At 65.1% G+C, this 21,048-nt stretch carries 20 protein-coding genes; 10 read left to right on the top strand and 10 right to left on the bottom strand.

All coding sequences use genetic code 11. The features are described from left to right. Positions 1-47: 47 nt before the first annotated feature. Together AOA14_RS11650 and AOA14_RS11645 are read right to left on the bottom strand one after the other, a co-directional pair. On the bottom strand, positions 48-920 hold the full coding sequence (locus tag AOA14_RS11650; protein WP_003048961.1) for an LOG family protein: 873 nt from the start codon (positions 918-920) through the stop codon (positions 48-50). A 57-nt stretch (positions 921-977) separates the two neighbouring features. Beyond that, positions 978-1,679: an extensin family protein gene (locus AOA14_RS11645; RefSeq protein WP_062901928.1), complete on the bottom strand. Its 702-nt coding sequence runs from the start codon at positions 1,677-1,679 to the stop codon at positions 978-980. A 171-nt stretch (positions 1,680-1,850) separates the two neighbouring features. On the opposite strand from AOA14_RS11645, the gene AOA14_RS11640 reads away from it, so the two are divergent. The 3 genes from AOA14_RS11640 (at position 1,851) to AOA14_RS11630 (ending at position 5,945) form a co-directional block, all read left to right on the top strand. Beyond that, the gene (locus tag AOA14_RS11640) at positions 1,851-2,978 is read left to right on the top strand and encodes a phosphoserine transaminase (protein ID WP_062901927.1); all 1,128 of its coding nucleotides are present in this window, start codon (positions 1,851-1,853) and stop codon (positions 2,976-2,978) included. A 119-nt stretch (positions 2,979-3,097) separates the two neighbouring features. Continuing rightward, entirely contained in the window at positions 3,098-4,684 is a 1,587-nt protein-coding gene (serA, locus tag AOA14_RS11635) for a phosphoglycerate dehydrogenase (protein WP_062901926.1), read from the top strand. Between the two features lie 145 nt (positions 4,685-4,829). Further along, positions 4,830-5,945, top strand: coding sequence for an ATP phosphoribosyltransferase regulatory subunit (locus AOA14_RS11630; protein WP_202988483.1), 1,116 nt, complete (start codon positions 4,830-4,832; stop codon positions 5,943-5,945). Here AOA14_RS11630 and AOA14_RS11625 read toward each other — a convergent pair. Beyond that, on the bottom strand, positions 5,942-6,319 hold the full coding sequence (locus AOA14_RS11625; protein WP_062903134.1) for a DOPA 4,5-dioxygenase family protein: 378 nt from the start codon (positions 6,317-6,319) through the stop codon (positions 5,942-5,944). The genes AOA14_RS11630 and AOA14_RS11625 overlap by 4 nt on opposite strands. A gap of 219 nt (positions 6,320-6,538) precedes the next feature. After that, positions 6,539-7,501: an alpha/beta hydrolase gene (locus tag AOA14_RS11620; protein WP_238929641.1), complete on the bottom strand. Its 963-nt coding sequence runs from the start codon at positions 7,499-7,501 to the stop codon at positions 6,539-6,541. A gap of 188 nt (positions 7,502-7,689) precedes the next feature. On the opposite strand from AOA14_RS11620, the gene AOA14_RS11615 reads away from it, so the two are divergent. Continuing rightward, positions 7,690-8,979, top strand: a complete 1,290-nt coding sequence (locus AOA14_RS11615) for an adenylosuccinate synthase (RefSeq protein WP_003048950.1) — start codon at positions 7,690-7,692, stop codon at positions 8,977-8,979. A gap of 15 nt (positions 8,980-8,994) precedes the next feature. Here AOA14_RS11615 and AOA14_RS11610 read toward each other — a convergent pair whose 3' ends face one another. Beyond that, positions 8,995-10,206, bottom strand: coding sequence for a methionine gamma-lyase (locus AOA14_RS11610; protein ID WP_062901924.1), 1,212 nt, complete (start codon positions 10,204-10,206; stop codon positions 8,995-8,997). Between the two features lie 118 nt (positions 10,207-10,324). Here AOA14_RS11610 and AOA14_RS11605 point away from each other — a divergent pair, with 118 nt between their 5' ends. After that, a complete protein-coding gene (locus AOA14_RS11605; protein ID WP_062901923.1) occupies positions 10,325-10,783 on the top strand; it encodes an Lrp/AsnC family transcriptional regulator in 459 nt (152 codons plus the stop codon). Here AOA14_RS11605 and AOA14_RS11600 read toward each other — a convergent pair. Beyond that, positions 10,772-11,674, bottom strand: coding sequence for a haloalkane dehalogenase (locus tag AOA14_RS11600; RefSeq protein WP_062901922.1), 903 nt, complete (start codon positions 11,672-11,674; stop codon positions 10,772-10,774). The two genes, AOA14_RS11605 and AOA14_RS11600, sit on opposite strands and share 12 nt — an antisense overlap. A gap of 94 nt (positions 11,675-11,768) precedes the next feature. Here AOA14_RS11600 and AOA14_RS11595 point away from each other — a divergent pair, with 94 nt between their 5' ends. Next, positions 11,769-12,359, top strand: a complete 591-nt coding sequence (locus AOA14_RS11595) for an NADPH-dependent FMN reductase (protein WP_062903132.1) — start codon at positions 11,769-11,771, stop codon at positions 12,357-12,359. Here AOA14_RS11595 and AOA14_RS11590 read toward each other — a convergent pair. Next, positions 12,356-13,669 (bottom strand): spinster family MFS transporter, encoded by a 1,314-nt coding sequence (locus AOA14_RS11590; RefSeq protein ID WP_062901921.1) that lies wholly within the window; start codon positions 13,667-13,669, stop codon positions 12,356-12,358. The genes AOA14_RS11595 and AOA14_RS11590 overlap by 4 nt on opposite strands. Before the next feature lie 114 nt (positions 13,670-13,783). On the opposite strand from AOA14_RS11590, the gene AOA14_RS11585 reads away from it, so the two are divergent. Beyond that, positions 13,784-15,355 (top strand): amidase, encoded by a 1,572-nt coding sequence (locus AOA14_RS11585; protein ID WP_238929640.1) that lies wholly within the window; start codon positions 13,784-13,786, stop codon positions 15,353-15,355. A 2-nt stretch (positions 15,356-15,357) separates the two neighbouring features. Here the strand turns inward: AOA14_RS11585 and AOA14_RS11580 are convergent, their stop codons facing one another. Continuing rightward, positions 15,358-15,807 (bottom strand): DUF2721 domain-containing protein, encoded by a 450-nt coding sequence (locus AOA14_RS11580; protein ID WP_062901920.1) that lies wholly within the window; start codon positions 15,805-15,807, stop codon positions 15,358-15,360. 5 nt (positions 15,808-15,812) lie between these two features. After that, on the bottom strand, positions 15,813-17,024 hold the full coding sequence (locus AOA14_RS11575; RefSeq protein ID WP_062901919.1) for an LL-diaminopimelate aminotransferase: 1,212 nt from the start codon (positions 17,022-17,024) through the stop codon (positions 15,813-15,815). A gap of 121 nt (positions 17,025-17,145) precedes the next feature. Here AOA14_RS11575 and AOA14_RS11570 point away from each other — a divergent pair, with 121 nt between their 5' ends. From AOA14_RS11570 to clpS, 3 genes are all read left to right on the top strand, one after another. After that, a complete protein-coding gene (locus AOA14_RS11570; protein ID WP_062901918.1) occupies positions 17,146-18,936 on the top strand; it encodes a PHA/PHB synthase family protein in 1,791 nt (596 codons plus the stop codon). Positions 18,937-19,059: 123 nt separating this feature from the next. Further along, a complete protein-coding gene (locus AOA14_RS11565; protein WP_062901917.1) occupies positions 19,060-19,782 on the top strand; it encodes a phasin family protein in 723 nt (240 codons plus the stop codon). 260 nt (positions 19,783-20,042) lie between these two features. Then, complete coding sequence (gene clpS, locus AOA14_RS11560) at positions 20,043-20,408, top strand: ATP-dependent Clp protease adapter ClpS (protein WP_051066442.1); 366 nt, start codon at positions 20,043-20,045, stop codon at positions 20,406-20,408. 33 nt (positions 20,409-20,441) lie between these two features. On the opposite strand, the gene AOA14_RS11555 is transcribed toward clpS, so the two are convergent. After that, the gene (locus AOA14_RS11555; RefSeq protein WP_062901916.1) at positions 20,442-20,936 is read right to left on the bottom strand and encodes a winged helix-turn-helix transcriptional regulator; all 495 of its coding nucleotides are present in this window, start codon (positions 20,934-20,936) and stop codon (positions 20,442-20,444) included. Positions 20,937-21,048: the final 112 nt, after the last annotated feature.

Here is a 21,048-nt window from a genome sequence, read left to right as displayed (position 1 = left end):
CGTCCGGCGTTCGTTACGCAGGGACCAAGCCCTTGGTGTTCCTGGCCCTAGTGATGATCGGCGTTGGCGTAGAAGCTCTGGATGACGTCCCAGGCTTCTTCGGCATGTTCGACGAAGGTGAAGAGCTTGAGGTCGCGGGCGCTGATCACGCCCTCTTCGACCAGCGCCTCGAAATCGACGACGCGGTTCCAGAACTGCTTGCCGAACAGCACGATCGGGATCGGCTTGATCTTGCCAGTCTGGATCAGCGTCAGCAGCTCGAACATTTCGTCGAAGGTGCCGAAACCGCCGGGAAAGACCGCGACAGCGCGCGCGCGCAGCAGGAAGTGCATCTTGCGAAGCGCGAAATAGTGGAACTGGAAGCTCAGCGACGGGGTGACATAGCGGTTTGGCGCCTGTTCGTGCGGCAACACGATGTTGAGCCCGATCGATTCGCGCCCTTCGTCGGCCGCGCCGCGGTTGGCGGCTTCCATGATCGAGGGCCCGCCGCCCGAACAGACGACGAAATTGCGATCGCCATTGGCATCGACGGGAACCTGGCTCGCCAGCCGCGCCAGCTTGCGCGCCTCGTCATAATAGCGCGCCTTGGCCTTCAGACGCCGCGCGATATTGCGCGACGCATCGTCGGTCGCCGCGGCCTCAAGGCCGTCCGCCTGATCGGGTTCGGGAATACGCGCCGAGCCGTAGATGACGAGCGTCGATTCGATCTTCGCTTCGTCGAGCAGCAGTTCGGGCTTGAGCAGTTCGAGCTGGAAGCGCACCGGACGCAGGTCTTCGCGCAGCAGGAAGTCGGTATCCTGAAATGCGAGCTTATAGGCTTCGCTTGCGGTCTGCGGGGTCGAGGTCGCCTGCTGGGCGAATTGGGCGTCGTCTTTGGCTTTGTGAAAACGCGAACGATGGGTCTGTTTATCTTTTGTCATTAGCGGACGGCTAGCCGCTTCGGTTGACTTTGCCAAGACGCCCGCGCGCGGGCTTGGTCAGCGGCAGAAGCCGTTGCCGCTCATGTCCATGTGGAAATGATTGTAATGCGCGGCGTTATAATCGGGGCTGAGCACCGTGCCGAAGCGGCGGCATGCCGAGCTGTGCAGCGCACGCAGGAAGTCCTGCGACGCCCGGTCGCCCTTCCATCCGCCATCGAGCATGATCCGGCGTCCGTCGGCAAGGACGAAACCCGACACGTCGATCGCGTTGGAATAGGCGTGCTGCGACAGACGGCCCGACCGGCCACCATAGATGTTGCGGCAGCTGTAGGTGCCGAAGGTTTCGATCTTCACCACCTCTTGCCCGAAGAATTTCCGCGCCGCGGGGCGGACGGCATATTGCGCCCAGGCGGCGAAATTCTTCGCGAGCGGACAGGTCATCGGACCGAGGTTCGACACCGGGGTGCCGATGTCGAGCAGCTTGACCGAATCGATCGAGGTACAGCCGCCGCCATGATCCTGATCGGGCAGCGACGTGAAGCGCACCCCCGCCTGTTTGAGATCGAAGGCGCATTGCTGCGCCTCGGGGCTGCTGAAGGATGCAGCGCCGATCGTCTGCGGCCGCTGCTGCTTGGTCGCGGCGGGGCGTTTGGCATCGCTCCGCTTCATCACGTCGGGGGTGCTGAAACAGGCCGAGAGCGTCAGCGCCGCGGTTGCGGCGACCAGGATCCGGGGCTTCAGGAACGGCGGGATCGGCATGGCGTCAATTTACCGACATCTTGGTTAACAGGGCGTAAAGCTTTGGCGCGGCTTGCCGGAAATTTCGCACGTCCCGCGCATTTTGTTTGACAGTTGCGCGCACCGCCTTAAACGCGGCGCCGGGCCACGCGGTCCCAACGCCGCGCGAGCTCTCTGCAAGGAGAGTCTGACATGACTGAAGTGCGTAAACCGCAGGCACGGCCTGCGCGTCCTTATTTTTCCTCCGGTCCGTGCGCGAAGCCGCCGGTCTGGTCCCCCGAAAAGCTCAACACCGAATCGCTCGGCCGTTCGCATCGCGCGAAGATCGGCAAGACGCGCCTCCAATATTGCATCGACCTGATGCGCGAGATGCTGCGCCTGCCCGATACGCACCGCATCGGCATCGTGCCGGGATCGGACACCGGCGCCTTTGAAATGGCGATGTGGACGATGCTGGGCGCCCGCCCCGTGACGGCGCTGGCCTGGGAGAGCTTCGGTGAAGGTTGGGTCACCGATGTCGCCAAGCAGCTCAAGCTCGATCCCACGGTGATCCGCGCCGATTACGGCCAGCTTCCCGATTTGGGCCAGGTCGACTGGTCGAACGACGTGCTCTTCACCTGGAACGGCACCACCAGCGGCGTCCGCGTTCCCGACGGCGACTGGATTCCGGCAGACCGCGAGGGGCTGAGCTTCGCCGACGCGACCAGCGCGGTGTTCGCCTATGACCTGCCGTGGGACAAGATCGACGTTGCGACCTTCAGCTGGCAGAAAGTGCTCGGCGGCGAAGGCGGGCATGGCGTGCTGATCCTGGGTCCGCGCGCGGTCGAACGGCTCGAAAGCCATACGCCGGCCTGGCCGCTGCCCAAGGTGTTCCGCCTGATGTCGAAGGGCGCGCTTGCCGAAGGCGTGTTCAAGGGCGAGACGATCAACACCCCCTCGATGCTCGCGGTCGAAGACGCGATCTTTGCGCTCGAATGGGCGAAGTCGCTGGGCGGTCTCGACGGGCTGAAGGCGCGCAGCGATGCGAACGCCGCGGCGCTCGACACGATCGTCGCCGAACGCGGATGGCTGAGCCATCTCGCCGCCGATCCCGCCAGCCGATCGAAGACGTCGGTGTGCCTGTCGGTCGCTGGGGCCGACGCGGATTTCATCAAGAAATTCGCCGGGCTGCTCGAAGCCGAGGGCGCGGCCTATGACATCGCCGGCTATCGCGATGCTCCACCGGGGCTGCGCATCTGGTGCGGCGCGACGGTCGACACCGCCGATATCGAATCGCTCGGGCCCTGGCTCGATTGGGCTTACGCCTCGCTCAAGGCCTGACGCCTCCCCTCTTCCGTTTGCCCTGAGCTTGTCGAAGGGCCGCTCTTATTTTCCGACGCCCAAGAGAAGCACTGTCCTTCGACAAGCTCAGGACGAACGGAGTTTTGAAAGCTACCGAAATGACCGCACCCAAAGTTCTGATTTCCGACAAGATGGATCCCAAAGCCGCCGCGATCTTCAAGGAACGCGGCATCGACGTCGATGTCATCACCGGCAAGACGAAGGACGAGCTGATCGCGATGATCGGCGCCTATGACGGCCTTGCGATCCGCTCGGCCACCAAGGTCACCGCCGACGTCCTCGCCGCCGCGACGAACCTGAAGGTCGTCGGCCGCGCCGGGATCGGCGTCGACAATGTCGACATTCCCGAGGCGTCGAAGAAGGGCGTCGTCGTGATGAACACGCCCTTTGGCAACAGCATCACCACGGCCGAACATGCGATCGCGATGATGTTCGCCCTCGCGCGCCAGATTCCCGAGGCCAATGCGCTGACGCAAGCAGGCAAATGGCCGAAGAACGACTTCATGGGGGTCGAACTGACGTCGAAGACGCTGGGCCTGATCGGCTGCGGCAATATCGGCAGCATCGTCGCCGAGCGCGCGCTGGGGCTGCGCATGAAGGTCGTCGCCTTCGATCCGTTCCTGACCCCCGAGCGCGCAATAGAGCTCGGCGTCGAAAAGGCCGATCTCGACACATTGCTCGCCAAGGCGGATTTCATCACGCTGCACACGCCGCTGACCGACCAGACGCGCAACATCCTGTCGAAGGAAAATCTTGCGAAGACCAAGAAGGGCGTGCGCATCATCAACTGCGCGCGCGGCGGCCTGATCGACGAGGCGGCGCTGAAGGAGGCGCTCGACAGCGGCCATGTCGCGGGCGCGGCGCTCGACGTGTTCCAGACCGAACCGCCGGCCGCCGATCATCCGCTGTTCGGCACGCCGAACTTCATCTGCACGCCGCACCTCGGCGCATCGACCGACGAAGCGCAGGTCAATGTCGCCATCCAGGTAGCGGAACAGCTTTCCGATTATCTGCTCACCGGCGGCATTACCAACGCGCTCAATGTGCCCAGCCTGTCGGCCGAGGAGGCGCCGAAGCTGCGCCCCTATATGAGCCTCGCCGAAAAGCTGGGCAGTCTGGTAGGGCAGCTCGCCCACGACAACCTCACCACCATCTCGATCGAGGTCGAGGGGGCGGCGGCCGAGCTTAACCTGAAGCCGATCACCGCCGCGGTCCTGACCGGGCTGATGCGCCGTTATTCGGACAGCGTGAACATGGTCAACGCGCCGCATCTTGCTCGCGAACGCGGCCTCGACGTGCGCGAGGTGCGCCATGATCGCGAGGGCGATTATCACACCCTCGTCCGCGTCACCGTCGCCACCGAAGCCGGCGACCGTTCGGTCGCGGGGACGCTGTTCGGCAACAACGAACCGCGCCTCGTCGAAATGTTCGGCATCAAGGTCGAGGCCGATCTCGACGGCGACATGCTCTATATCGTCAACGAGGACGCGCCCGGCTTCATCGGTCGTATCGGCAGCACGCTGGGCGATGCGGGGCTGAACATCGGCACCTTCCACCTCGGCCGCCGCGCCGCCGGGGGCGAGGCGGTGCTGCTGCTCAGCCTCGACTCGGCCATGCCCGAACCTTTGTTGTGGCAGGTCTGCCAGCTGCCCGGCGTCAAGATGGTGAAGGGACTGAAGTTCTAAGGCTCCTTTCCCTTGACCGGTTTGCGCCGGGCCGACGCCGCGATGCCTCACAGGCTCTCTCCCCTCTGGTATGTCGGTCCGGCCCGGCGCGAACGACCCCATGCGCGGCGTTGAAACCTTATCGCTGCCAGCCTAAGGCCCAATGATGACCAAGGCCCCTGCCCTGCTGCCCGAAGGCCTTCGCGACCGCCTGCCCGCGCAGGCCGAGGCCGCGTCGCGCGTGACCCGCGCGCTCGTCGATGCGATGCGCGCGCACGGCTATGGCCGCGTTGCGCCGCCGCTCGCCGAATTTCGCGAAACGCTGGGCGGCAATGACGAACGCGCCGCGCGCGATCTGCTCCGCTTCACCGACCCGGTGTCGCAGCGCACGCTCGCGCTGCGACCCGACATCACGCGGCAGGTCGGTCGCATCGCAACCTCGCTGCTCGGGCATGCGCCGCGGCCGCTGCGCCTGTGCTATGCTGGCCAGGTGGTCAAGCTGCGCGCGAGCCAGCTCCGCCCGGCGCGCGAAATGCTGCAGGTCGGCGCCGAACTGATCGGCAGCGACAGCGTCGCCGCCGCGCGCGAGATTGTATCGGTCGCGATCGACGCGCTCGATGCGGCGGGTATCGGCCGGGTTACGATCGACTTCACCCTGCCCGATGTCGTCGACCTGCTCGCCGCCGGTCCGCTGCCCATTACGGCCGATCTGCAGATGCTGCGTGACGAACTCGACGCCAAGGATGCCGGCGCGCTCGCGCGCATCGGAGCCGAAGCCTATCTGCCGTTGCTGCGCGCGACGGGGCCTTTCGACCGCGCGATCGCCGATCTGCGCGCGTTCGACACCGCGGGCGTACTCACCAGTCGTATCGACGCGCTGGAAGAAATCGCGGCGCCGATCCGCGGCCGCGCCGATCTGACCCTCGATCCGACCGAACGTCACGGCTTTGCCTATCAAAGCTGGTTCGGCTTCCAGATCTTCGTTCCCGGCCAGGGCGACGCAATCGGCCGCGGCGGCGGTTATGCGATCCCGGTCGGCGACGATCAGGAAGAACCAGCGGTGGGCTTTTCGCTCTACCCCGACCCGTTGATCGACGAAGGATTGGGCGTCGAGCGCGACAGCGATCGGCGGATATTCCTGCCGCTCGGCCACGATCCGGCGCTCGCCGCCAGCCTGCGCGCGGATGGATGGCAAACGGTCGCGGCGCTCACCGATGCCGACGAAGCGGCGCGGCTCGGCTGCGGCTTCACGCTCGGCCCCGAAGGGCCAGTTGCCGCTTAAAAATCCGAAACGCCGAAACGCGGAATCCCCTGGTTGACGCCCGGCGGGTCGAGTACGGTCACGTCGAGCTCGATCGGCTCGCCGATCCAGTGCGCAAGGCGGGTGTGATCGGCGAGATCGTCGTCAGTGAGCGGGTGAACGAGCGCGCGCAGCCCCGTCGCCTCGATCGCCTTCACGACGGCGGCGCGATGGCGCGCAAGGAAATGCACCTCATATTGCGCGATCGGATGCGGCCCGGCCGCGCCATCGGTCATGGCCCCGACAAACAGGATTGCAGGATCGGCACCGAAGGCGTCGCGCAAGGTCGCCGCTGCCGGTCGCTCGGCAGGGTCGTAATAGATATGCGCGTGATAGGGTGCGTCGGGATCGGTCATTGGCGCCTCGTTGGCGGGCATCGGCAAGCCCGCAGTTCACCGGCCTTGCGAGAAACGGCTCCGCGCAGAGGCGATCCCGACCGTAGCGGCCCCTTCTCCCCTCGTCATCCCGGACTTGATCCGGGATCCACTATTCCGGCACTGCGTGAATGGATCCCGGATCAAGTCCGGGATCACGAAATGTTGGAAGGCGTGGAGCGGTTGGTCGCCTCCCAGAAGCTATCGCCCGAATACCCGCTTCAGCCACGCGTCGACCGTCGCGGTCGCCGCGTAGGACGGATCGCCGAGGCGGCGGTTGATCTCGGCATGGCCCTTCAATCCTTCGCCCGGAAAGCTGCCGAACGCGACGCGGCTGCCGCCGGCATCGAGCGCGGCGCCGAGCGCCCTGGCCTGGCGCACGCCGTCGGGCCGCTGGACGTGCAGCAGCAAAAAGGCGGGGGCGTTGGGTGCCGCCGCCTGCGCCGTTGGCGACAGCGCGCGCTGGCGCGCCGGATCGGTGCCGAAGGCCTGCGTATAGGTCGACTGCATGATTTGCGGCCCGTCCTTCATCTGCGCCGCCACGTCATAGGCCGCCCCGTCGATCGGTATGACACCAGCAATATCGGCAAAGGACAGGCCGGCGCCTTTCAGATAGCGCGGGTCGGTGCCGACCAGCGCGACCAGATGCGCACCCGCGCTGTGCCCCATCAGCACGATGCGATGCCGGTCGATGCCCAGCGCATCGGCGCGGTCGACGATCGCCCGCACCGCTGCCGCAACATCGGCCGCCTGCTCCTCGACCGTCGCGGCGGGGACAAGGCGGTAGTTGATCGACGCAAAGGCATAGCCCTCGGCAGGATAATGTTCGGGTTTGAACTGACCGGTCGCATTGTCCTTGTCGCCGCGCTTCCAGCCGCCGCCATGCACGAAGACGATCAGCGGCGCCGGACCGGCCGCGCCCTTTGCGCGCCATATGTCGAGCGTCTGGAGCGGACCGCGGCCATAGGCGATCGTTTCGCTGCCCGCGACCTTTGCCCCGGCATCGGCGCCCATGCGCTCCGCCATGCGTTCGGCAATCCGCTCGCGCAGCCGTTCCCGCGCCTCGGCGAGGGGGCCCGGCACCATCAGGCTCGCCGCGACAAACGCCGCCATGGCGGCCCATCCGGTCGAAAATCGCCGCGTCATCATCGCCTCCGTCATCATGCTGTCCGTCGGGTCACTAGCCTGCAATTGTCGCGAGGATGTGACCGCGCACCGCGATGTTATGACAAGATGTAACAGCCGCGATCGGCGCGGCGCGGCACGATTTTACGGCCTTCGCCCTTGCCTCGACAGCCAAATCCGCTAAGGCCGCGCCGGGTCGAAAGGGCCCCGTTCAGCAGGACAGCGTCATGGCAAATGTTACCGTCATCGGGTCGCAGTGGGGCGACGAGGGCAAGGGCAAGATCGTCGACTGGCTCGCCAGCCGCGCCGACGCGGTCGTCCGCTTTCAGGGCGGCCATAACGCCGGTCACACGCTGGTCGTCGGCGAACAGGTCTACAAGCTGTCGCTGCTTCCGTCGGGCATCGTCACCGGCACGCTGTCGATCATCGGCAACGGCGTCGTGCTCGATCCCTGGGCGCTGAAAGACGAAATTGCCAAGCTGCGCGGCCAGGGCGTCGAGATCAATGCGGAAAATTTCGCGATCGCCGACAATTGCGCGCTGATCCTGCCCTTTCACCGCGACCTCGACGGCTTGCGCGAAACCGCGGCGGGCGCGGGCAAGATCGGGACGACGGGCCGCGGCATCGGCCCGGCTTATGAGGACAAGGTCGGCCGCCGCGCGCTGCGCGTGTGCGACCTTGCGCATCTCGACAAGCTCGATCCGCAGATCGACCGCCTGACCGCGCATCACGACGCGCTGCGTGCCGGCTTCGGCGAGCCGCCGATCGATCGCGAGCGACTGAAGGCCGACCTCGCCGAGATTGCGGATTTCGTGCTCGAATATGCCCAGCCGGTGTGGAAGCGGCTGAAGAAGGTCCGCAAGGCGGGCGCACGCATCCTGTTCGAAGGCGCACAGGGCGTGCTGCTCGACGTCGATCACGGCACCTATCCCTTCGTCACCAGCTCGAACACCGTCAGCGGCACTGCCGCCAGCGGCTCGGGCCTCGGCCCGTCAGCCGTCGGCTTCGTGCTCGGTATCGCCAAGGCCTATACGACCCGCGTCGGCAGCGGCCCCTTCCCCACCGAACTCGAGGACGAAACCGGCCAGCGACTCGGCGAACGCGGGCATGAATTCGGCACCGTCACCGGACGCAAGCGCCGCTGCGGCTGGTTCGACGCGGTGCTGGTGCGTCAGAGCTGCGCGGTGTCGGGCGTCACCGGCATCGCGCTGACCAAGCTCGACGTGCTCGACGGCTTCGACAAGGTGCGCATCTGCACCGGTTATCGTTTGCGCGGCAAGATCCTCGACTATTTCCCGGCGCACGCCGCCGATCAGGCCGAGGTCGAACCGATCTACGAAGAGATGGACGGCTGGAGCGAATCGACCGCAGGGGCGCGCAGCTATGCCGACCTGCCGGCGCAGGCAATCAAATATATCCAGCGCGTGCAGGAACTGATCGAAACCCCCATCGCGCTCGTATCGACGAGCCCCGAGCGCGAAGACACGATCCTGATCCGCGATCCGTTCAGCGACTGACGCCGCGACAAGCGGTCAGGCGTCGACGGACGCGCTGACCTCTGCATCGAGCGCCTGCGTCAGATCGGCGGCGATTTCGTCGGCCTCCTCGAGTCCCACCGACAGGCGCACGAGCCCGTCGGCGATCCCGTGCGCGCGCCGTTCTTCTGCAGTGTAGGTCGAATGGGTCATGCTCGCCGGATGCTGGATCAGGCTTTCGGCATCGCCGAGCGACACCGCGCGCTGGACAAGCGCCAGCCGGTTCATCATCGCCACGCCCGCGGCGTAGCCGCCCTTCAGTTCAAAGGCGATCATGCCCCCGAAACCCGGCATCTGCCGCCGCGCCAGATCATGCTGGGCGAAACATGCCAGCCCCGGATAATGCACCGCAGCGACCGCCGGGTGATCGTTCAGCGTCGCCGCAATCGCCGCGGCCGACCGGCAATGTTCCGCCATGCGCAGCTTCAACGTCTTCAGCCCGCGCAGCACCAGCATGGCACTGAACGGCGCCATCACCGCGCCGGTCATGTCCTTGACCCCGACCAGACGCACCTGCTGCATATCGGCGCCAGTGCCGAGCGCGATGCCGCCGACCAGATCGCCATGCCCGCCCAGATATTTGGTCGCCGAATGCACCACGATATCCGCGCCGAGCGTGATCGGCTGCGTCAGCACCGGGGTCGCATAGGTGTTGTCGACGACGGTGCGCGCGCCATGGTCGCGCGCGATCGCCGACACCGCTGCGATATCGACCAGCCGCATGTTCGGGTTGGCGGGGGTCTCGAAATAGACGATCTTCGTCGCGTCGGAGATGCAGGCTTCGAGATTGGCCGGATCGGTCAGATCGACATGGGTGACGCGGACGCCAAAGCGCGCAAGGCCGTGGCGCATGAAGGCGAAGGTGCAGCCGTACAGCGTCTGGTCGACGATGATTTCGTCGCCGGGCTTCAGAAAGGACCAGAAAACCGCCGTTATCGCGCCCATCCCCGACGCCGTCGCGACGGCGGCTTCCGCGCCTTCGAGCGCGGCCATGCGCCGTTCGAGCAGGTCGACCGTCGGATTGGCGATGCGGCTGTAGAAATATCCTTCGCGCTCGCCGGCGAAAATCTCGGCGCCCGCCTCGGCGGTTTCGAATACGAAGGTCGACGACAGATGCAGCGGCGGCACCAGCGCGCCGTCATTGGCCTTTGCGTCATAGCCGGCATGAATGGCGCGGGTCGCAAAACCCGAAAGCGGAAAGGACGACATGACGGGCGCGACTCCTGCGGTGAACGAGCGCCGCTTGTATCAAATGGCCGGTGGCAGGTGCTTCCAATATATGCCACTAGCAGCAAGTATATTGGAACATTCTGCCAAGGACTGCCCCATGGATCGCAAGGATCACCAGATCGTCCGCGCCTTGATGCACGACGGCCGACTGAGCAATCAGGATCTGGCCGCGGCGGCGAACCTGTCGCCGTCGCCCTGTCTGCGCCGGGTTCGTCTGCTCGAAGAGCGCGGCGTCATCACCGGCTATGCCGCGCTCGTCGATCAAAAGGCGATGGGCTATCCGATCACCGTGTTCGTCGGCATCCGGCTGAGCAAGCATGATCAGGCGACCGTGCAGGCATTCGAGCGGGCGATCGGCGCCATCGACGATATTCTCGATTGCTTCCTGATGACGGGCGATATCGACTATCTGTTGCGTGTCGTCGCACCCGACCTCGACGGATACGAGCGCTTCGTGCGCGAACGGCTGCACGCGATCGACGGCATCGCGTCGATCGACACCAGCCTGGCCTACGGCGTCGTCAAGCAGAGCCGCGTGCTACCGCTACCCGGCTGACACCCCGCGCCCCGCCGCGGCGACGGCTTCGATTGCAGAAACGAAGCCCGCCGGGTCATCCTCCTGGATGAAATGCCCGCCTTTCAACGTGCGGTGCGGCATGCCGGCGGTTCCAGGCACGCGGCCGAGGAACAGGGCATCGCCGCCGCGCGTGATCGGGTCGCCGTCCGAAAAGCAGCAGAGGAAGGGCTTGTCGAAGCGTTCGAGCGCGGCCCATGCGCGCTTCTGATCGGGCACCGCGACATTGTCGCCCAGCGGCACGAACGACGGATAGATGCGCGCTGCGACCTTCGACGCGCGCGTCGGAAAGGGCGCGTCATAAGCGGCGATTTCTTCGGCGCTGAGCGGGCGCTTCGTTCCCGCATTGACGATCCGGCCGATCGGGAACAGCGGGCTGTAGCGCGAAAAGGCGCGCCAGATCGCAAAGGCGCGCGGCGCCGCCTGCCCCTCGGGCAGTCCGCCGTTCGACAGCGCGACACCCGCGAAGCGCTCGGGCATTTCGGCGACCAGACGCAGCCCGATCAGCGAACCCCAATCCTGGCAGACGAGGATCATGTTCCGAAGGTCGAGCGCCTCGATCCAGGCGCGCATCCACGCGACCTGCTGCGCATAGCTGTAGGCCGACCGGTCGAGCGACTTGTCGGAGCGACCGAAGCCGATGAGGTCGGGCGCAACAGCCCGGAAGCCCGCGCGCACCGCGGGACCGATCATGTGGCGGTAGAGATAGCTCCACGTCGGCTCGCCGTGCAGCATGAGCACCGGCTGTGCATCGGCGGCGCCCTCGTCGACATAATGGACGCGCAGGCCGCCCGCGATCTCGGTATATCGCGGCGCGAAAGGCCAGTCGGTCAGGCCCGCAAAACATTCGTCCGGTGTACGATAAACCCGCATAATCCCCCCCTTGGTCCCGATCACTCTAGAATTGCCGCGCGGTGCGGCGCAAGACGCGCTTTCGTTCGGCGGCGCGGCGTGGCACGGTCGGCCGATGAGCCGCACTATCCTGGTCTTCTACGGAAGCTATCGCCGCGACCGGCAGGGCATCAAGCTTGCCCGCTGGATCGTCGATTCCCTTGCTGCGCGCGGCGACCGCGCCGAACTGGTCGATGCGATGGCGGTGGATCTGTCGATGCTCGACCGACGGCACAGCGATTTCGCAGCGGGCGAGGCCCCCGCCGCGATGGATGCGCTCGCCGACCGGATCGCCGCGGCGGACGGCTTCGTCTTCGTGACCGGCGATTATAATGGCGGGCTGCAACCGGGCCTCAAGAATCTGGTCGACCATTATCTTCCCCAATTCGCGTGGCGCCCCGCCGCCATCGCCTCTTATTCGGCTGGCCCCTTCGCCGGCATCCGCGCCGCGACCGCGTGGCGCACGACGCTTGGCGCGATGGGCATGGTGGTCACCGCGACCCCGCTCAGCCTCGCGCGCATCGGCGGTGCTTTCGATGCCGACGGCGGGCCTGCGGGCGAGGACGGCGAGCGGCTGGCACGGGCCTTTCCGCGCTTCGCCGACGACCTTGCCTGGTGGACCGACGCCGCGAAGGCGCAGCGCGAACAAGCGCCGCCGCCCTTCTAACCCGATTTGAGCTCCTTCCCGAGCCGCAGGCTGGCGCGCCAGAAGAAGAAAGCCGGGATCAGCCCGAGCCACGCCGCGCCATAGAGGACATAGCGGACGCTTTCGGTGCCGAGGGTGGGCTTGAGCTCTTCCGACGCCATGCCGAAAAGGAGCGGGCCAAGTCCGAGGCCGATCAGATTCTGCAGGAACAGCATCACCGCGCTGGCCATCGCGCGCGCCTCGGGCTGCACCAGCCCGTGGACGCAGGCGAAGGTCGGGCCGTAATATGCGGCGTTGAGCACGGTCGGCACGAACAGCAGCGCGATCGCGACATGCCATTCGGTGACGGCGTAGCCCAGAAACAGGATCGGCGCCGCGACCGCCATGCCGATCGCCGGCGTGGTGAGCATGTGGCGGCGGTCGGTCTTGCCGAACCGGTCGGCGAAATAGCCGCCGAGCCATGTTCCCAAAATGCCCGCGATGCCCAGCGCGACGCCCAGCAAAAGTCCGGTTTCGCCCGCGCTCAGCCCGTGCGATCGTTGAAACAGGATCAGCGCCCAGACGCCTTTGCCATAACCCAGGAAGGCGGTGAAGGACGCCGCGATCGCGATGTAGACGAAGGCCCGGGTGCTGAACACTTCACGCAGCGCCTGCCCGATCGACAGGGCGCCGCTCGCGCCCGTCGTCGCAGCGGCATCAGCGCCCCGCGCGCGTACCTCCTTGATGAACATCGGGACCATGAAGGCAAGCAGCAATCCCGGCACGCCAACGACCATGAAGGCGACACGCCAGCCCCAAAGATCATTGACGATGCCGCCGACGATCAGGCCGAGGAGGCTGCCGATCGGAATCCCGAGCCCGTAAAAGGCAATGGCGGACGATCGTTTGGCGGGTTCGACGGCATCGGTGATGAGCGAATGTGCCGCGGGTGTGCACCCGGCCTCGCCCACGCCGACGCCGATGCGGGCAAGCAGCAATTGGACGAAATTCTGCGCCATGCCGCACAGCACGGTCATCCCCGACCAGATCGCCAGCGACACCGAAATCAGCCCGACGCGATTGGTTGAGGGACGGTCCGCATAACGCGCGATCGGCAAACCCAGGAAGGTGTAAAAGAGCGCGAAGGCCAATCCCGTCATCAGGCCGATGTCGGAATCGGACAGCTTGAGATCGCGTGCGATCGGCTCGGCCAATATGTTGACGATCTGCCGATCGAGGAAATTGAGGATATAGACGATCAAGAGCACCCACAGCATCGTGCGCGTTTTCGCGGCGACGCTGGTTGATGCTTGCGACCCTGCACCAAGGGCAAGAGCTGGCTTTTCCGACATTTTTCTCTCCCGATGGGGGCGAAGGTGCAGACCCGGCCGCACCCTGTCAACGCCGGGGCGGCACAGCGTAAAATGGCACTTGCAATTGCCGTTACGGCTGCCAGCATTCGCGCCATGCAAAAAATTTCGCTGCTGACAGCCGCTCTGCTCGCCTCCGTCCCCGCCGCCGCCATGCCGCCGCCGCTTCCCGATGTCGCCGGCAAGGATGCCGCGACTCTGCAGGCGGAGATGACCGCGGGCGAAACGAGCAGCGAGGTCATTACCGCCGCCTATCTCGAGCGTATCCGGAATATCGATAAGGCGGGCCCGACACTCAACGCGGTGATCGCGGTGTTTCCCGGCGCGATGAGCGAGGCCTATCGGCTCGATCAGGAGCGCAAGGCGGGGCATGTGCGCGGCCCGCTGCACGGGATTCCGGTGCTGCTGAAGGACAATATCGAGGCGGCGGGGCCGGTTGCGACGACCGCCGGTTCGCTGGCCCTGAAAGGCAATATCACCGGCCGCGATGCGCCGCTGGTCGCGCGGCTGCGCGAAGGCGGCGCGGTGATCCTGGGCAAGACCAACCTCAGCGAATGGGCCAATATCCGCTCGAACGACGCGACCAGCGGCTGGAGCGCCGTCGGCGGACTGACGCGCAATCCGCACGCGCTCGACCGCAACACATGCGGCTCGTCGGCGGGCAGCGGTGCAGCGACGGCGGCCAGCCTTGCGCCGCTGACGATCGGGACCGAGACCGACGGATCGATCACCTGCCCTGCGGGCATGAACGGCGTGGTCGGCTTCAAACCGACCGTCGGCCTGGTGAGCCGCAGTCTTGTCGTCCCGATCAGCCACAGTCAGGATACGGCGGGACCGATGACGTTGACGGTGCGCGACGCGGCCACGCTGTTGTCGGTGCTGGCGGGCAGCGATCCCGCCGACCCGGCGACGGCAGAGGCCGACGCGCACCGCCGTGACTTTGCCGCCGCGCTGTCGCCGGACGCGCTGCGCGGCAAGACGGTTGGCGTGCTGCGCGATCGCATCGGCGGCCGCGCCGACATCGGCGCGCTGTTCGATGCCGCGCTCGACACGATGCGCGCCGCCGGTGCGACGATCGTCGAGATCAAGGATAGCCGTAGCGGCCTCGACGGCCTGGGCGATGCCGAGTTCGAGATATTGATGACCGAACTCAAGGCCGACATGGCCGCCTATCTGGCCGGGCTACCCGGGAAGGGCGCGCCGCGCTCGCTCGCCGACCTGATCGCCTTCAACAAGGCGACGCCCGCCGAGATGCGCTGGTTCGACCAGGCACTGTTCGAACTTGCCGAAAGCAAGGGCGGCCTCGACAGCGAGCTCTATCGTGACGCCAAGGCCAAGACGGCGCGGCTAGCGGGACCGGACGGCATCGACCGGCTGCTGCGCGAAAGCGGCGCCGACCTGCTGGTTGGCGTGACCAATGGCCCCGCCTGGACCACCGATCTCGTCAACGGCGACCATTATACCGGCCCCGGCGTCAGCCAGCTTCCCGCCGTCGCCGGCTATCCGCACCTCACCGTCCCGATGGGCGCGGTCGAAGGGCTGCCCATCGGCCTCTCCTTCATCGGCCCCAAATGGAGCGACGGCGATATTCTGGCGGCCGGATATGCCTATGAACAGGCAAGCCGCAAACGCGTAGCGCCAACCTATCGCGCCAGCGTTACGCCCTGACGCTAGTTACGCTCGAGATATTCGGTCGGGATCAATATGGCGTGCGTCGCGAGGCGCACTTCGTAGAGGAACATGCCGAGCGAGAGCAGCAGGAACAGCATCGCCAGCACAAAGACCAGCGATACCGCGACGCCGAGATGGAAGCCGGCCGTATATTGCAGGAACAGCAGCGACACGAGGATGCACACCACCAGCCCGCCGCATACGGCGAACAGGATGGCGGTGTTGATGACGCGCATCCGGCGCGCGATCACGCGCAATTCTTCGACCAGACGGCTATGTTCGACGCCCGTCGTCGTCGCGTGACGTTCGGTCAGCTTGCGCGACCGGTCGATGACGCGCGCGAGGCGGCCAGTGAAGACGTTGAGCAAATTGCCCATCGCGACGAGCAGGAACACCGGCGCGACGGACAACTGGATCGTCTGGGCGATTGTCGGCGCCCCTTCGAACATCGCGTCTATCCTGCCGCGACCGACGGCGTGTTCACACCATGCATCTGGAGGAACTTGCGGACGTTGCGCGCCGCCTGACGGATGCGCTGTTCGTTTTCGACCATCGCGATGCGGACATAGCCCTCGCCGTCCTCGCCATAGCCGACGCCGGGGGCGACCGCGACCTTGGCATGGGTCAGAAGCTGCTTGGAGAATTCGAGGCTGCCCATCTCTTTCAGCGCGGGTGGCAGCGGCGCCCAGGCGAACATCGAGGCGGGCGGGCTCGGAATATCCCAGCCGGCGCGCGCGAAGCTTTCGACCATCACGTCGCGGCGCTTCTGGTACAGCTCGCGGTTCTTCGCGACGATATCCTGCGGCCCGTTGAGCGCGGCGCAGGCCGCGGCCTGGATCGGGGTGAAGGCGCCGTAATCGAGATAGGATTTGACGCGCGTCATCGCCGCGATCAGCCGCTTGTTGCCGACCGCGAAACCCATGCGCCACCCGGCCATCGAATAGGTTTTCGACATGGAGGTGAATTCGATCGCCACATCCTTCGCGCCCGGCACCTGCAGGATCGAGGGGGTCGGATTGCCGTCGTAGTAAAGCTCCGAATAGGCAAGGTCGCTCAAGACCCAGACCTTGTTTTCCTTCGCCCAGGCGACGAGCCGCTCGTAGAAAGCGAGATCTACGGCTTCGGCGGTCGGGTTCGACGGGTAGTTGACGACCAGGATCGACGGACGCGGCACGGTGAACGCCATCGCGCGGTCGAGCGCGCGCCAGTAATTTTCGTCCGGCGTCGTCGGCACGCTGCGGATCGTCGCACCGGCGATGATGAAGCCGAAGGTGTGTATGGGATAGCTAGGATTCGGTGCCAGCACGACGTCGCCCGGGCCGGTGATCGCGGTCGCGAGGCTGGCAAGCCCTTCCTTCGACCCCATCGTCACCACCACCTCGGTCTCGGGATCGAGATCGACGTTGAAGCGGCGGGCATAATAATTGGCCTGCGCCCGGCGCAGCCCCGGAATGCCCTTCGACTGCGAATAGCCGTGCGCGTCGGGTTTCTGCGCAACCTCGCACAGCTTGTCGATCACATGCTGCGGCGGCGGCAAGTCGGGGTTGCCCATTCCCAGGTCGATAATGTCCTCGCCCGCGGCACGCGCGGCCGCTCGCATCGCATTCACTTCAGCGATGACATAGGGCGGCAGGCGCTTGATGCGGTAGAATTCATCGTCGGACATGGGGAACTAGAACAACTCCTTTTCGTAAGCGTTTAGTCGGTCGAAACGCGATCGGCACCTCGCCAGCCGCGTCGGCGGCTGTTATACGCATCAGACGAGAGGCTGACCAGCGGGAACCGGCATGAGCGACGCGGGCGAAAAAGACAAGAATGACGGCACCGCGGCCGAGGCGCCGAATCCCTTTCTCCCGTCCCCCGACGATATGCAGCATTGGGCCAGCGTGATGGCGCGCGCGCAGCAGATGATGCTCGAATTCGCGCTGGGTCAGGCCGACGAGGAAAAGGATGCGCGGCCGCTGTTCGATCCCGCCAGATGGATCGACAATCCGGCGACCCAGCTTTGGGCCGAACAGGGCGCGAAGATGTGGGAACAGGGCGTGCATTTCTGGTCGTCGCTCGCCGCGATCCAGCCGTCCTTCATGCCCTCCGCGGCGGCCGATGCGCCCAAGGATCGCCGCTTCGCCGACCCCGACTGGACCGCAAACCCCGCCTTTGCGCTGATCCGGCAGACCTATGGCCTGTTGTCGGACCAGTTGCTCGAAACCACGCGCCAGCTTCAGGGGCTCGACGCCGATGCGCGGGCCAAGATGGAATTTGCCGCAAAGTCGATGGCCGACGCGCTGTCACCGACGAACCTTGCCGTCACCAATCCCGAAGTCATCAAGCGCGCGGTCGAAACGCGCGGCGAAAGCCTGCTCAAGGGGCTACGGCACATGCTCGCCGACCTTGCGCGCGGACAGTTGAGCCATGTCGACAAGAATGCGTTCGAGGTCGGCGTGAACATCGCGACGACCCCGGGCAAGGTGATCCACGAAACCGATCTCTATCAGCTCATCCAATATGAGCCGACGACGAAAGACGTCTTCACCGTCCCGCTCGTCATCTTCCCGCCGTGGATCAACCGCTTCTACATCCTCGATCTCAATCCCGCGAAAAGCTTTGTGCGCTGGGCGGTCGAACAGGGGCTGACCGTCTTCATGGTGTCGTGGAAATCGGCCGACGCGTCGATGAAGGATGTCGTGTGGGACGATTATATCGCGGCGCAGGTCGATGCGATCGACACGGTGCGCGACCTGCTCGACGTGCCGCATGTCCACGCGATCGGCTACTGCGTCGCCGGGACGACGCTCGCCGCCACGCTCGCAATGCTCGCGGCGCAGGGCGATGCCGACAAGGTCAGGTCGGTCACCTTCTTCACCGCGCAGGTCGATTTCGAACTGGCGGGCGAACTCAAGCTGTTCGTCGACGACGGCTATCTGGCGCTGCTTCAGCAATTGTCGGCCGGCGGCTTTCTCGACGGCCGCTATATGGCCGCAACCTTCAACAGCCTGCGCGGCCGAGATCTCATCTGGAATTATGTCGTGAGCAATTACCTGCTCGGCAACGACTATCCGCCTTTCGATCTGCTCTACTGGAACGGCGACACGACCAACCTGCCGGCGAAATGGCACCGGCAATATCTTGTCGACCTCTACCGCGACAACCGGATGGTCATCCCGAACAGTCTGACGGTGATGGGTACCCCGATCGACCTCAAGAAAATCACCACCCCCGCCTATATCCAGGCCGGACGCGAAGATCATATCGCCCCGCTGGCCAGCGTCTGGCGGCTGATGGACCATCTGTCGGGGCCAAAAACCTTCCTGCTTGCGGGTTCGGGTCACATCGCCGGCGTCGTCAACCCGCCCGCGGCGGGCAAATATCAATATTGGACCGGCGACAATGACGCCGCCTCGCTCGCCGAATTCGAGGCAAGCGCGACCGAGACCAAGGGAAGCTGGTGGCCGCACTGGATCGGCTGGATCGCCGATCAGGACGGCGACAGGACGCCTGCCAAAGGCGCACGCGTGCCCGGCAAGGGCAAGAAAAAGGCGATCGAGGACGCGCCCGGACGCTACGTCAAACAGCGGTAACATCGCGGGATTATCAATCAGCTGCGGCGGTTCATCGACAATTTTTGTGCGCTGCACAAAAATACCCTTGAAATCGCCGATCCACTCCTATATTGTGCAGTGCAACATAAAGGAGTTGTTCCGATGGCTACCAAGATGGATAGTGCCGAAAAGGCTTTCGAAGCCGCGACGCTGGAAACCGCCGCCAAGCCGGTTGCGACTCCCGTGGCGCCTGCGGTTGCCGCTCCGTCGCCCGAAAAGACCAAGACCGTGAAGGCCAAGGCCAAGCCGGTCCAAAAGAAGGCCGCAAAACCGGCCGCCAAGAAGGTCGCCCCCAAGAAGGCGGCCGCCAAGACCATCACCCCCAAAGCAAAGGCCGCGCCGAAGCCGGTTGCCGCCGCCTCCAAAGGATTCAAGACCATGAACGACACCGTCAAGAAGTTCGCCGAAGACGCCAAGACCCGCGCCGAAGCGATGACCGCCGAATTCAACGAAAAGGCGAAGGAAGCCATGAGCAAGAGCAGCAAGCTCGCCGAGGAAGCTGTCGAATTCAACAAGGCGAACATCGAAGCCATGGTTGAATCGGGCAAGATCGCGGCCAAGGGCTTCGAAACGCTCGGCCAGGAAGGCGTCGCCTTCGCTCGCAAGAGCTTCGAAGACACCACCGCCGCGCTGAAGGGCTACACCGCCGTCAAGTCGCCGGCCGAGTTCTTCAAGCTCTATGCCGAAAACAGCAAGAAGGCGTTCGACGCCGCCGTTGCGCAGACCTCGAAGACCAGCGAAATGGTCGTGAAGCTCGCCAACGACAGCTTCGCGCCGATCTCGAACCGCGTGTCGGTCATCAGCTCGAAGATGAAGGCAGCCTAAGGGCCTTTTTCTTCCCTCGTTGGCGCGGGCTCTCTCTCCCCTCCTCCCGACCCCGCGCCGACACATACAGGGCCGCTCGTTTCCTTCGCGAAACGGGCGGCTCTTGTTTTTATCCTGATCGTCGCCCCCGCGAAGGCGGGGGCCGCAATCGACTTGGTGCACTCTTGCCAGAGGCTCCCGACTTCGCGGGGGCGACGAAAAGGGGGTTAATGCATCCCCGCCCTCTTGCGATTCCGCCCCGGCTTGCGATATTCCCGATGATGATGCTTCCCGCCTCCATTCCTCACATCGTCCGCGCCATGGCGGGCAAGGATGACGATACGCCCGGCGCTCCCGGCGTCGGCATTGCGACGCGCACGCGCGCGAAACCCAAAAAGCCCTCGATGTACAAGGTGCTACTGCTCAACGACGACTATACGCCGATGGAATTCGTCGTGATGGTGCTGCAGCGCTTTTTCAACATGGACATCGAACGCGCGACGCAGGTGATGCTACATGTGCACCAACAGGGCGTCGGAGTGTGCGGCGTGTTCAGTTACGAAGTCGCCGAAACCAAGGTCAATCAGGTGATGGACGCCGCGCGGCAGAACCAGCACCCGCTGCAATGCACGCTGGAAAAGGCGTAAATTGTTCAGCCCCTCCCGTATGCGGGAGGGGTTTCAACCGCCGCTCCGCGCCGCCTGCTCGGCCTGAAGCGGCGCCGAAGGCTCGCCCTTCAAATCGCCATAATGGAGCGCTTCGCCGCACCCCGGACAGACGACCTCGGTGCCGACATCGGCGCCGCAGGCGCGGTGAATATAGCGCATCGCCGGTCCGCCTCCCGTCTCTCCCGGCGCATAGGCCCAGCGCTCCGCCCAATTGCGCATCGCGTACAGCACGTCGAACAGATCCTTGCCCTTCGCGGTCAGTCGATATTCGTGGCGAAGGGGCCGATCCTGATAGACATGACGCTCGACCACACCCTCGCGCACCAGCAGCTTGAGCCGCGCCGACACGAGCTGCGGCCCGAGGCCAGTGTTCGCGGTGATCGCCTCGAACCGCCGGCGCCCGAAGAACAGGTCGCGCAGGATCAGCAGCACAGCGCGGTCGCCCAGGATTTCGGCCGAGCGGCCGACCGGGCAAAATGTATCCGAAAGATCAGCGCGTTTGGGCATGATGTCCCTATACCCTTGTCATTCTCTTCATCGGCATTCTCATCCCACCGACAAAAACCTCTTGTCACTATGTTTATCATAGCTACAATCTGTCGCAAGAGGAGAGTCGCGC

It is taken from the genome of Sphingopyxis terrae subsp. terrae NBRC 15098 (genome assembly GCF_001610975.1).
GTDB lineage: Bacteria > Pseudomonadota > Alphaproteobacteria > Sphingomonadales > Sphingomonadaceae > Sphingopyxis > Sphingopyxis terrae_A.
The sequence above is the reverse complement of the archived record's forward strand: the minus strand, read 5'-3'. Positions and strand labels throughout refer to the sequence as shown.

Bases quoted from the DNA above. Each gene is read 5' to 3' on its own strand.
- AOA14_RS11650 (WP_003048961.1), bottom strand. From the start codon at position 920: ATGACAAAAGATAAACAGACCCATCGTTCGCGTTTTCACAAAGCCAAA.
- AOA14_RS11645 (WP_062901928.1), bottom strand. From the start codon at position 1,679: ATGCCGATCCCGCCGTTCCTGAAGCCCCGGATCCTGGTCGCCGCAACC.
- AOA14_RS11640 (WP_062901927.1), top strand. From the start codon at position 1,851: ATGACTGAAGTGCGTAAACCGCAGGCACGGCCTGCGCGTCCTTATTTT.
- serA (WP_062901926.1), top strand. From the start codon at position 3,098: ATGACCGCACCCAAAGTTCTGATTTCCGACAAGATGGATCCCAAAGCC.
- AOA14_RS11630 (WP_202988483.1), top strand. From the start codon at position 4,830: ATGACCAAGGCCCCTGCCCTGCTGCCCGAAGGCCTTCGCGACCGCCTG.
- AOA14_RS11625 (WP_062903134.1), bottom strand. From the start codon at position 6,319: ATGACCGATCCCGACGCACCCTATCACGCGCATATCTATTACGACCCT.
- AOA14_RS11620 (WP_238929641.1), bottom strand. From the start codon at position 7,501: ATGATGACGGAGGCGATGATGACGCGGCGATTTTCGACCGGATGGGCC.
- AOA14_RS11615 (WP_003048950.1), top strand. From the start codon at position 7,690: ATGGCAAATGTTACCGTCATCGGGTCGCAGTGGGGCGACGAGGGCAAG.
- AOA14_RS11610 (WP_062901924.1), bottom strand. From the start codon at position 10,206: ATGTCGTCCTTTCCGCTTTCGGGTTTTGCGACCCGCGCCATTCATGCC.
- AOA14_RS11605 (WP_062901923.1), top strand. From the start codon at position 10,325: ATGGATCGCAAGGATCACCAGATCGTCCGCGCCTTGATGCACGACGGC.
- AOA14_RS11600 (WP_062901922.1), bottom strand. From the start codon at position 11,674: ATGCGGGTTTATCGTACACCGGACGAATGTTTTGCGGGCCTGACCGAC.
- AOA14_RS11595 (WP_062903132.1), top strand. From the start codon at position 11,769: ATGAGCCGCACTATCCTGGTCTTCTACGGAAGCTATCGCCGCGACCGG.
- AOA14_RS11590 (WP_062901921.1), bottom strand. From the start codon at position 13,669: ATGTCGGAAAAGCCAGCTCTTGCCCTTGGTGCAGGGTCGCAAGCATCA.
- AOA14_RS11585 (WP_238929640.1), top strand. From the start codon at position 13,784: ATGCAAAAAATTTCGCTGCTGACAGCCGCTCTGCTCGCCTCCGTCCCC.
- AOA14_RS11580 (WP_062901920.1), bottom strand. From the start codon at position 15,807: ATGTTCGAAGGGGCGCCGACAATCGCCCAGACGATCCAGTTGTCCGTC.
- AOA14_RS11575 (WP_062901919.1), bottom strand. From the start codon at position 17,024: ATGTCCGACGATGAATTCTACCGCATCAAGCGCCTGCCGCCCTATGTC.
- AOA14_RS11570 (WP_062901918.1), top strand. From the start codon at position 17,146: ATGAGCGACGCGGGCGAAAAAGACAAGAATGACGGCACCGCGGCCGAG.
- AOA14_RS11565 (WP_062901917.1), top strand. From the start codon at position 19,060: ATGGCTACCAAGATGGATAGTGCCGAAAAGGCTTTCGAAGCCGCGACG.
- clpS (WP_051066442.1), top strand. From the start codon at position 20,043: ATGATGCTTCCCGCCTCCATTCCTCACATCGTCCGCGCCATGGCGGGC.
- AOA14_RS11555 (WP_062901916.1), bottom strand. From the start codon at position 20,936: ATGCCCAAACGCGCTGATCTTTCGGATACATTTTGCCCGGTCGGCCGC.